The sequence below is a fragment of the Pseudomonas salomonii genome, from assembly GCF_900107155.1.
GTDB classification, from domain to species: Bacteria; Pseudomonadota; Gammaproteobacteria; order Pseudomonadales; family Pseudomonadaceae; genus Aquipseudomonas; species Aquipseudomonas salomonii.
Genome location: NZ_FNOX01000023.1, coordinates 36,514 through 47,115 on the forward strand (window position 1 = coordinate 36,514; position 10,602 = coordinate 47,115).

The 10,602-nt window shown below is 60.6% G+C and carries 10 protein-coding genes and 1 pseudogene; 4 read left to right on the forward strand and 7 right to left on the reverse strand.

Translation table 11 applies throughout. The features are described 5' to 3' along the window. Window positions 1–210: 210 nt before the first annotated feature. The 5 genes from fecE to BLV67_RS31300 all read right to left on the reverse strand — a co-directional run bounded on the left by fecE (window position 211) and on the right by BLV67_RS31300 (window position 6,536). Window positions 211–1,002, reverse strand: a complete 792-nt coding sequence (fecE, locus tag BLV67_RS31280; protein WP_069788364.1) for a Fe(3+) dicitrate ABC transporter ATP-binding protein FecE — start codon at window positions 1,000–1,002, stop codon at window positions 211–213. Between the two features lie 4 nt (window positions 1,003–1,006). Beyond that, window positions 1,007–1,975: an iron chelate uptake ABC transporter family permease subunit gene (locus BLV67_RS31285; RefSeq protein ID WP_069788365.1), complete on the reverse strand. Its 969-nt coding sequence runs from the start codon at window positions 1,973–1,975 to the stop codon at window positions 1,007–1,009. Beyond that, the gene (gene fecC / locus BLV67_RS31290; RefSeq protein ID WP_074854576.1) at window positions 1,972–2,961 is read right to left on the reverse strand and encodes an iron-dicitrate ABC transporter permease FecC; all 990 of its coding nucleotides are present in this window, start codon (window positions 2,959–2,961) and stop codon (window positions 1,972–1,974) included. The genes BLV67_RS31285 and fecC overlap by 4 nt, the downstream gene beginning before the upstream one ends. A gap of 2 nt (window positions 2,962–2,963) precedes the next feature. Beyond that, window positions 2,964–3,878, reverse strand: coding sequence for a Fe(3+) dicitrate ABC transporter substrate-binding protein FecB (locus BLV67_RS31295; protein ID WP_425272325.1), 915 nt, complete (start codon window positions 3,876–3,878; stop codon window positions 2,964–2,966). A 252-nt stretch (window positions 3,879–4,130) separates the two neighbouring features. Continuing rightward, the gene (locus tag BLV67_RS31300; protein WP_069788367.1) at window positions 4,131–6,536 is read right to left on the reverse strand and encodes a TonB-dependent receptor; all 2,406 of its coding nucleotides are present in this window, start codon (window positions 6,534–6,536) and stop codon (window positions 4,131–4,133) included. 167 nt (window positions 6,537–6,703) lie between these two features. Between BLV67_RS31300 and BLV67_RS31305 the strand changes: the two genes are divergently transcribed. Next, window positions 6,704–7,342, forward strand: coding sequence for a CatB-related O-acetyltransferase (locus BLV67_RS31305; protein WP_069788368.1), 639 nt, complete (start codon window positions 6,704–6,706; stop codon window positions 7,340–7,342). Here the strand turns inward: BLV67_RS31305 and BLV67_RS31310 are convergent. Continuing rightward, the gene (locus BLV67_RS31310) at window positions 7,339–7,980 is read right to left on the reverse strand and encodes a glycoside hydrolase family 25 protein (RefSeq protein WP_069788369.1); all 642 of its coding nucleotides are present in this window, start codon (window positions 7,978–7,980) and stop codon (window positions 7,339–7,341) included. The two genes, BLV67_RS31305 and BLV67_RS31310, sit on opposite strands and share 4 nt — an antisense overlap. Before the next feature lie 315 nt (window positions 7,981–8,295). On the opposite strand from BLV67_RS31310, the gene BLV67_RS31315 reads away from it, so the two are divergent. The 3 genes and pseudogenes from BLV67_RS31315 to BLV67_RS31325 form a co-directional block, all read left to right on the forward strand. Next, complete coding sequence (locus tag BLV67_RS31315) at window positions 8,296–8,583, forward strand: type II toxin-antitoxin system Phd/YefM family antitoxin (RefSeq protein WP_069788370.1); 288 nt, start codon at window positions 8,296–8,298, stop codon at window positions 8,581–8,583. Then, window positions 8,573–8,860: a type II toxin-antitoxin system RelE family toxin gene (locus BLV67_RS31320; RefSeq protein ID WP_425272324.1), complete on the forward strand. Its 288-nt coding sequence runs from the start codon at window positions 8,573–8,575 to the stop codon at window positions 8,858–8,860. Before BLV67_RS31315 ends, BLV67_RS31320 begins: the two co-directional genes overlap by 11 nt. A 522-nt stretch (window positions 8,861–9,382) precedes the next feature. Then, a pseudogene (locus BLV67_RS31325) lies at window positions 9,383–10,003 on the forward strand (integrase arm-type DNA-binding domain-containing protein); the annotation flags it as partial. Window positions 10,004–10,011: 8 nt separating this feature from the next. Here the strand turns inward: BLV67_RS31325 and BLV67_RS31330 are convergent. Then, a partial coding sequence (locus BLV67_RS31330; protein WP_074854577.1) for an IS3 family transposase occupies window positions 10,012–10,602 on the reverse strand: 591 nt, incomplete at its 5' end.

The following is a 10,602-nucleotide window of genomic DNA, read 5'->3' on the forward strand; positions in this document are numbered from 1 at the left end:
GCTAATATTCTCTACTTTCATTATTTACGAATAACTTTATTCATATAAATAATGTTTTCCTGCTGATCGTTCCCACGCTCCGCGTGGGAATGCCTCATGGGACGCTCCGCGTCCCGCCCTGCAACCGGCAACCTTGTGACGCGGAGCGTCACGGGCTGCATTCCCACGCGGAGCGTGGGAACGAGCATTGGCGCGTGGGAAGGAGCAGGGTCAGGCGTGGGTGCGGGTGCTTTTTTCCACCAGGCACATTGGCGTGCCGGAAACCGGCTCCTGCAGGATCTGCGCTTGCACGTCGAACACCTGGCGCATCAACTCGGCACTGATCACCTGGGCGGGCGCGCCATCGGCCACCAACTTGCCGGCGTGCATCACCGCCAGATGGTCGGCGTAGCGGCAGGCCTGGTTGATGTCGTGCAGTACGGTGATCACGGTTTTGCCCTCGGCGGCCAGTTCGCCCATCAGGTCGAGCAATTCGACCTGATGGCTGATGTCGAGGTAAGTGGTGGGCTCGTCGAGCAGCACCACCGGCGCGTTTTGCGCCAGCACCATGGCTAGCCAGGCGCGCTGGCGCTGGCCGCCGGACAAATCCGCCAACGCGCGGTCGGCGAGGTTGTCCAGCTCCAGGCGCTGCATGGCTTGGGTCACCTGGGCTTGATCGTTGCCACTCAGGCGCCCCCACAACGAGTTATGCGGGCTGCGGCCATAGGCGACCAACTGGCGCACGCTGACGCCTTCGGGCACCGGCAATACCTGCGGTAAAAAGGCGATCTGCCGCGCCAGTTGGCGCGCGGACAGGCTGGCGTAGGCGTGGCCATCCAGGGTCAACTCGCCCTGGGTCGGCTTGAGGATGCGTGCAAACGCCTTGAGCAAGGTGGACTTGCCGCAGCCATTGGGGCCGATCAGAGCGGTGACGCGACCCGTCGGCGGTGTAAACGAAAGGCCCTGCACAATACGCGTGGCGCCGTAGCCGATGTCGAGTTGGTGTGCCTGCAGAATACTCATGTCATCAACCCTTGAACCGTGCCAGCAACCAAAGAAAATACGGTGCGCCGATCACCGCCGTAAGCACGCCCGCCGGGATCTCGCTGGGTGCGATCAACGTGCGCCCAAGCGTGTCGGCCAGCACCAGCAGCAACGCACCGATCAGCATCGCAGCCGGCAGCAAGTACTGGTGATGCCCGCCCACCAGACGCCGCGCCATGTGCGGTGCGACCAGGCCGATAAAACCAATCGGCCCGATCACGCCGACACCCAGGCTGGTCAGCACCACCGCGCAGGCCATCGCCCACCCGCGGGTGCGGCCAAGCGCAGTGCCCAGGCTGTGGGCGGCCTCATCGCCGAGCGCGATCAGGTTCAAAGGTTTAGCCAGGCACAGCCCCAACGGGATCAACAGCAGAAACGGCAGCACCAGCGCCACATGGTGCCAATTACGGCTCCACAAGCTGCCCGTCAGCGCGAGCAATGCCGTGTTGATATCCAACGGGTGGGACAGGATCAAAAACTCGGTGACGCTGGACAAGGTCACCGCAATCGCCACCCCCGACAGCGCAAAACGCACCCCGGAAAAACTCACGCCGGTGTTGTACAGCGCCAGCAGCAAGGCCCCACCGGCACCGCCCAGACAGGCCACCAGCGGCAGCCAGGCAATCGGCAGGTGTGGCCAGCTGATGATCGCCACGGTCAGCGCCAGCCCGGCGCCCTGGGTGACGCCGAGAATTTCCGGCGAGGCCAGCGGGTTGCGGATCACGCCCTGCACAATCGCGCCGGCCAGGCCGAAGGCGCAGCCGGCCAGAATGGCGATCAGGCTGCGCGGCAGGCGGTGGTTCCACACTTCAAAATCGAGGGCGTCGTGGGCCAGCAGACGCTCCAGCACGGTGGCGGGTTTAAGCCACACCGTACCGGCGCTGAGGCTCGCCAGCAGCGCCACCAGCAGCAAGCCCAGCAGCAGCCATAAACGTAATCGTGGCCGAGTCATAGGGTGCGCCTGGCAAGAAACAGGAAGAATGGTGCGCCGATCAATGCAGTGACCACGCCCGCCGGGGTTTCCACTGGAAAGGCCACCGCGCGACTGAGCAAGTCGGCGCCCAGCACGATCAACGCGCCCAATGCGGCACTGAGCGGGATCAGCCAGCGGTAGTCGTTACCGAGAAACTGGCGAATGATATTCGGCGCGATCAGCCCGACAAAGCCAATGGGGCCGACCGCACAGACGCTGGCGCCCACCAGCAGCAAGCTGGCGACAAACACCTGCAAGCGCAGGCTGGCGATACCGACGCCCAACGAGCGCGCGGCGTCTTCGCCGAGGTTGATCAGGTTCAGGCGCGGCGCACACCACAGCGCCCACACGCCGCCGATCAGCGTGCATGGCCAGAGCAGTTGCACCTGGGCCGCTCCCACATTGGCCAGCGACCCGGCCAGCCAGTTCAGCACGCTTTGGGCCTGGGCCTCGACCAGAATCACCGTGAGCCGGGTCAAGGCCGCGCACAGCGCTGCAACCGCCACACCGGCCAATACCAGCCGACCTTGGGCGGTGGTCGGCGACCACGCGCCGCCCAGGCTGAACACCGTGACCCAGGCCAGCGCACCGCCCAGGCAGGTCAACACCAGGGCGCCACCGGCAAAGGGTGGTGCAACCAAACCGGTGGAAAACAACGCCAATCCCAATGCCGCGCCGGCGGTCACGCCGAACAATGACGGCGACGCCAGACGGTTGCGAGTGATGCCTTGCATCAATGCACCGGCCAGACCCAGGCAGGCACCGACCAACGCCGCGCACAACGCACGCGGCACGCGCAGCTGCGCCACGATATAGGCCATATTGCCGCCCACGCTGCCCTGATGAACCAGGCCGTTCCAGGCATCCGTCGCAGTGATGGTGAACGGCGACCAGCTGTACAGCGAGTACCAGAACAACATGGCACCCAGCAGCACTATGCCTGCCGCCGCGAAACTGCGCGGCACGGTTATTGGCTCAATACGGCTTTGCCGCCCTTGAGAATCGCCAGGGTGTCTTCAGCGATTTGCTCCGACGCCAATACACCTCGGTTACGCGCCCAACTGTCGCCATCGACCTCGGCCACTTGATGATTACGCACCGCGCCGAGCACTTGCCACAACGGCTGCTTGCTCCAGGTGTCGACGATGCTTGGGCGGCGATAGTGACCGACCAGCAACCAGCCAGGGTCAAGCGCGAGCAACTGTTCCAGGCTGACAAACTCAGTCGGCGCGGCCTTGGCGCGTACCAAAGGCACTTTCAGGCCGATGGCTTGCAGCACGCTGCCGGCGTAGGAGTCGGGCCCGTGCACGGAAAAGCTGTCTTCACGGGCAACCCCGAACAACACGCTGGCACCTGCCGGAATCTGCTTGGCAATCGCCTGCAAGTGCTCCCGGTTCTGGGCGATGCGTGCTTGCATCTGCGGGGTTTTGCCCAGGGCCTTGCCGATCAGTTCGGCGGACTTAAGGCTACCTTCGTAATCTTCGCCACGTGATGGCAGCAACAGGGTCGGCGCGATGCTCGCCAAGTCGCTGTACAAGGCCTGGTGACGATTGAGGTCGGCGACGATCAAGTCCGGCTTGAGCCGGGCGATTTCTTCGATGCTCGGTTGCGAACGCAGGCCCACCGACTTCCATTGGCCGATGGCCTGGCGCACACGCGGCAAGACGCGGTTGGCATCGCCATCGTCCGCAGCGCCGACCGGCGTGACATCGACGGCGGCGAGGCTGTCGAGAAAGGAAAACTCCAGCACCACCACGCGCTTGGGCGCATCCGGCAGGTGCACCGCGTGCTGGCCGTCATTGAGGTCGATGGGCGCAGCGTGCAACACGCTGGAAGACAACGCCAGGAGGCAGGCGGCAAGGGTCGGGATGGAGCGCAGCATTCGCATGACAAGGACCTCGGCGTTAAAACACCCCGGCTGGACGGGCCGGGGAAAACGGCGGGTACTATTCCATATTGAGGCGATGCAATCAAAAAACATTCTTATTAACGCAGCGATTTTAGGGTGTGGTCTGGCTTGTGTGGGAGCTTGCTTGCCTGCGATAGCATCGACCGGGTCTTACTGACAGACCGAGGTGTCTGTATCGCAGGCAAGCCAGCTCCAACTTTGGCCTTCCCCACATAATCCCTGCGTTTAGAAGTCCACCGTGGCCGACAGCAAATAGGTGCGCGGCGTGGACAGGGTCAGGCCCGGCTCACTGTCATCCGAAGCACCCGCCGAACTCCAGTAGCGTTTATCGGCGACGTTCTCGACGTTCGCGCGCAAGGTGATGTGCTTGTCGTCGACCTTGAAGGCATAGCGCGCACCGACGTCGAGGCGGGTCCAGGCGTCGATTTCCTTGACGTTGGACTGGTCCAGGTACTGCGAGCTGGAATAGATACCCCGGCTGGTCAGGGTCAAGCCTTCCACCGTCGGCACATCCCACTCGGCGCCCAGGTTGACGTTGTACTTGGGCGTGGCCGGGGCGCGGTTGCCGTCGAAAGTGCCGTTGGTGGTGTGGGTCAGTTCGCTGTCGATAACCATCACGCCACCCAGCAGGCGCACGCCCTTGAGCGGCTCGCCGAACACGCTCAGTTCCACGCCGTCGTTCTGGCGTTTGCCGTTGGGGCCGAACACCCGCGTAGTGGCGTTGGTTTCGTAGGCCGGTTGCTTGATGCGGAACACCGCAGCCGTCACGGCAAACGCGCCGGCGTCGTATTTGGCGCCTACTTCAACCTGGCGACTGACAAACGGCGGGAAGATTTCGTCTTCGTTGATTGAGGTCGACGGCGCGATTTTGCCTTGGCTCAAGCCTTCCATGTAGTTGGCGTACAGCGACAGTTTGTCGGTGGCTTTAAACAGGATGCCGCCGGAGGGCGAGACTTTTTCCTCATCGTAGGCCGTAGCGCCTTTGACGTTGTCGGTCCAGTCATCGACCTTGACCCGCTGCCAGCGCGCGCCGAGGGTCAGCAGTAAACGCTCGTCGAAAAAGCCCAGGGTATCGGACAGCGCCACGCCACTGAAGCGGTTCTCGGTGTAGACCTTGGAATCCAGGCGTGTCGGCCGTGAAGGGGTTGGGGTTTCTACCGGGTTGTACAGGTTGCTCGGCGCCGCCGCGTAACGGGCGCCGCCGTTTTCAAAGTCCATGTAGAAGTAGCTGGCCGCCAGGTTGATCTCATGGCTGACCGGCCCGGTATGCAACCAACTGCGCACGCCGGCGGTGGCGGTGCGCACGTTTTCATCGCGGGTGAAATCCCGTGGCAATACGCTGAAATCCCCGGCGTTGTTGGTGACGGACACCGCGTGACGCAAGAAGTCGTGGTTACTTTTACGCGCACCGACGCCGCCATACAGCATTACGTTGTCACTGAGGTCGAACTCGCCGTTAACCGTGCCGAAGGTGTCATCGGTACGGGCTTTGCTCCAGGGCTGTGCGTAGTTATGCCGTACGTCATTGGCGCTCGGCACCCTGGCATTGGCGCCGACTTGTACACGTTCTTGCGGCGCGTCGGTGTCGCGTTCGGTGTGGCCGACATCCGTGGAAAGGCGCAGGCGCTCGCCGCGAAAATCCAGGCCCAGCACCGCCATTTCACGGTCGACGCTCTGGTGATCCCATTCGGTATCGCCGGACTGCTTCACGCCATTGAAACGAATGCCGAACTTATTGTCCTCACCAAAGCGCCGCCCCACGTCCACCGCGCCACCGGCCTGGCTGCCGGAGGCCCAGGTGCCGGTCAGCGAGGTGATGTCCTTGTCGGTGGCGCGCTTGGGCACCACGTTGATCCCGCCGCCCACACTGCCGCGCGGCGAGATGCCGTTGATCAACTGGCTCGGGCCTTTGAGGATGTCGACGCGCTCAGCCATCTCCATGTCGATGGTGTAGGTGGGCAGTACGCCATAGAGGCCGTTGTAGGCCACATCACTGTTGAACAGGCTGAACCCGCGAATGGTGAACTGCTCGTAGCGCCCGCCCGCCGGGTTGGTGGCGCGCACCGACGGGTCGCTGGCGACCAGGTCGCCGAGGGTGCGCGCCTGCTGATTCTTCACCGCATCGGCGGTGTAGGTGGTCATGCTGAACGGGGTTTCCATAAAGTCCCGCGAGCCGAGCAGGCCTTGCGAGCCACGCCGCGCCACCTGGCCACCGGCGTAGGTATCGCCATCGGCCAACCCAGTGGTGCCGACGATGGACGTGGGTGCCAATTGCAGGCTGCCGCTTTCCGGCACCGGCATCAGCCTGTAGGCCTGCGCGCCCATCGGTTGCAATTGCAGGCCCGAGCCCGTCAGTAACTGGGCAAAGCCCTCCTCCACGCCGTATTCACCCGACAAACCGGCGCTGCTGCGACCGCTGACCAGCGCCGGGTCCACCGACAGGTTGACCCCGGCGAGCCCGGCGAAGCGCGTCAATGCGGCGCTCAGGCTACCGGCCGGCACCTGGTAACTGCGGCGGGCGGTGCTGTCTTCGGCATAGCTGAGCGGGACAAACAACGGGCTGGCGCTGAGGCTCAGCATCAGGCTCAGGTTCAGCAACGGGCGCAAGCGCATGGGTCGGACTGCGGACATGGAGGGAAGCTCTCGATTTTGTTCACTTACCTGCAATGACAGGCGAGGCGCAAAAAAGGGACAGGCGTTGGCAATTTTTTTCAGCAGATAAAGCCTTCGTCTTGCATAGAGGGCAGCCATTGCTCACGATGTCGCCTGATTTCAATCTCTGCATAAAGGCTCACCGCATGAAGCTATTGCGTAAATGGCGCGAAAAAAAAGCGCGCAAGGCAATACGCGCGCTCTCCCCGCTGGAGCGCTCTACGCAAAAACTGCGCAACCGTTATCCAAATTACAGCTTTGGCATAGGCACCTACGGCGATTTGAAGGTGCACGACTGGCATGAAGGCACGACCCTGCGTGTCGGCGCCTATACCTCGATTGCTGGCAATGTGGACGTGTATTTGGGCGGCCATCATCGCACCGACTGGCTCAGTTGCTACCCCTTCCCCGCCAAGATGAAAAGCCTCGCGCACATTACCGACTTTGGTGGCAGCAAAGGCGACGTGATCATTGGCAATGATTGCTGGATCAGCTCCCACGCGAAGATTCTGTCGGGCGTGACGATCGGCAATGGCGCAGTCGTGGCAGCAGGCGCGATAGTGACCAAGGATGTGGCGCCTTACGCCATCGTCGGCGGCAACCCGGCCAAACATATCCGCTGGCGTTTTGATGAGCCGACTCGGCTGATCCTTGAGCAATCCGCTTGGTGGGATTGGCCGGAGGCGGAGGTGCGTGAGGTCGCGCATTTGCTGTGCAGTACGGATATCGGGCCGTTTGTGGAGTACCTCAGCCAGCGAGGGCGTTCGGCTGGCAGAAGCCTTTAGCGCTTGATCCAATCAAGATCCACGGCACCTTGAATGCCATCGACCTGACCTTTGCTGCTGTGCTGCCAGCAGTGCCAGCTCTTGCCGTGGCTACTCCAGGTTTCGGGCACCGTCGGCTGCTTGGCATCCCAATTGGCGATCCACAACGGGCACGGGCTGAAATCGTACTTGCGCCACGCCACGCGGTCAGCCCAGATGCTGGGTGACGTGTAGATGTAGGGATGCGCGCCATCGAGCACCTGCGTGCTGAGCAGCGTTACCAGTTCGTGCAAGGCATCGGCCATCTGATCCGGGCTCGCCGTTTCATTGCGCGAGGTTTCTACATCAATGGCCAGGATGTGCTTCCCGACCTCGAAGTTGGCCTCGCAGAGCCGCTGCCGAATATTGGCCAGTTGTTCGCCCGGGGTACTGCTCAGGGCACGAAAGTAGTGGTAAACCCCCGCAGTCAAACCGTGGGCCAGCATCCCGGCAAAGTTAGCCGCAAAACGAGGGTCAGTGTAGGTCCCCCCTTCGGTCATCTTCACGATGGCATGGGTGACACCGGCTGACGCGACGCGACGCCAGTCGATCTCGCCTTGCCAGCGCGACACATCAATGCCACGCGCATGGGTGGTAGGGGTTTGCTGTTCACAACTCATGAGTTTCTCCAAGACGCTGGGTGCGTGATGCAACCTTTCATCTCGGATACTTTCATTCTTAGGCGCGGAAAAACCGTATATGAATACTGCCTGCGCTGGGATATCTCGGGTGCACCAGTTCCCAGTCCTGCTTATCTGAGCGCCCAGCGCAGTGAGCCACTCAGCGGGACGAGAAACATCACCGTACTCAGCGGGCTCCACTTAGAAAGTGCAATCACTGAAAGTAGCCGACCAAGACGCTCGAGCAGATTTGCTATGCACTTGTAAACAGCGAACAAAAAGACCAGAATAAAGACCTATTTAGGAGTCTTATCTATGCAAAATATTCTGGCTGACGTGGCGGTGAGCGTTTCCGAACTCAAGAAAAACCCCTCCTCCGTCTTGAGCGGCGCCAACGGCCAGGCCGTAGCCGTACTGAACCACAACCGCGTCATGGGCTACATGGTTCCGGCAAATGTCTACGAAGCGATGGTAGAGCGCCTGGACGAGCTGGAGCTGGTGCAACTGGTCAAGGCTCGGCTCGACGCCAACGAAACACCCGTTCGAGTATCCCTCGACGATCTGATTGGCGAGGCGCAGGCAGATATCGCCAATGGCCATTGAGTACGAAATCGAGTGGGATCCGAAAGCGCTGAAGGAATTGCGTAAGCTCGACGGCACAATCCGCCTCCAGTTCCTGAAAAAGCTCCAGGAGCGGCAGGAAGGCCCGCGAGTACCAGGTGATGCGCTTCACGGCATGAAGGATTGCTACAAGATCAAATTGCGCGGAGCCGGGTATCGGCTGGTGTATCGCGTAGAGGATGAGAGGATTGTCATTCTGGTGCTGGCCGTAGGCAAGCGAGAGCGCAGTTCGGTGTATGAGCAAGCAGGGAAGCGGTAGGCAGATACAAGAAGCCCGGCTCTGGGCCAGGCTATGCTTTTGAAAGCAACCCTCAGCTCTCGGCAGAAGCCATCAAGGCGCTACTCGGCAGTTTTGCGTCGTGCGCTTACCACGAGTTTTTGCGCTTCTTCACCGGTCGTAGTGATCCCTGACACTGCTGCCTCATTAGCAGTGGCAAACCCTTTGAGTCTTTCTGTTTTGGAGTCATAGAACTGTCGAGAGGCCTCTTCAAGCATAGACTCCCGAATCAGTTACCTAAAAGCAGCGCGCATGAAAAAGCCCAACCTTTTCAGATTGGGCTAAATCACTGAATAATATGGTCGGGACGGAGTGATTCGAACACTCGACCCCTAGCACCCCATCTCCTTTTTCATGCTTCTTGGAAGCTTCCAAAATTTTACTCTGGATTTTTCTAAGCTAGTATTTACTTGAGCTCCAGCGGTGTTCTGCTCTACGAGAGTCCAGTACCGTCCATCAAGAGCCGACGTTTTTGTGGGGGTAAAAGTAGGGGGAGTCCGTTTCATGGCCAAAATCACCATCAAAGAACTCGAGTCGCTGACTCCCAACGATGCCGGCCGAATCCTCCGGGAGGATGGCAATCTGGCCGGTCGAATCTCAGTCCGCAAGGACGGTGTGTCGGTCAGCTTTTTCTATCGTTATCGGTGGGGCGAGCAGAACAAAGAGTACGCCTGCGGAACCTGGCCGCGCAAATCCCTGACAGACATCCGCAAGGCGCGTAATCAGGCCAGGGCGCTCATTGATGAGCAGATCAATCCCAACGAGCAAAAGAAAGCCGCCAAGGCACAAGCATACGCCGCTGCTAACGTAGAGGCTGAACTAGTAAAAACGACGACGGTGAAAACGCTGACCGTCCAGGATCTAGCCAAGGCGTGGCTGTTGGATGGCGTGGCGCGCAAAGATGGCAATGCTGAATTGCAGCGCCGCTTTAACAAAGACCTTTTGCCAGCACTCGGCAAGACCGCAGTGAGCAGCGTCTCCGAACACGATGTTCGGGCGCTGATCCGCACCATGGTCAATCGCGGTGCACACCGGCAAGCCATCAGTTTTTTCGCCGACCTCACTCAGATGTTCAGCTGGGCCAGAAAGCGTCAGCCTTGGCGGGCCTTATTGATCGAGGGCGATTGTAGTGGTCAACTGATCCCGGACACTACGTTAAGTTTTTTTTCGGCCTGAGCCGGTGGCAGCCCACCATTAAATTGGTGCGGTCGAATCCAGTTGTACCAGTGCATCAAAAAATGGCTGATATCCCGCTGAGCTTGTTGAACCTTCGTGTAGCCCATGATCGGTATCCACTCGGTTTTCAGGCTCCTGAACACCCGCTCCATCGGCGCGTTATCCCAACAATTTCCTCGCCGGCTCATACTCTGACTCATGCGATATCGCCAAAGGCGCTGGCGAAAACTCCGACTTCCATATTGCGAGCCCTGGTCGGAGTGGAACAGCAGACCTTGAGGCTTCCCTCGCTGTTCGTAAGCCATGTCCAAGGCCTTGATGACCAAGTCCGCATCCGGCCTTCCCGACAACGCCCAGCCCACAACACTGCGGGCAAAAAGATCTAGCACAACCGCCAGATACTGCCATTTCCCTTGAGCCCAGATGTAAGTGATATCGCCACACCAGACGTGGTCAGGAGCGGGCACATCAAACTCCCGGTTCAAAATATTAGGAATGTCGGGCCGCTCGACCGTCGCCTTTTTGTAAGCATGCGATCCCGGCTGTTT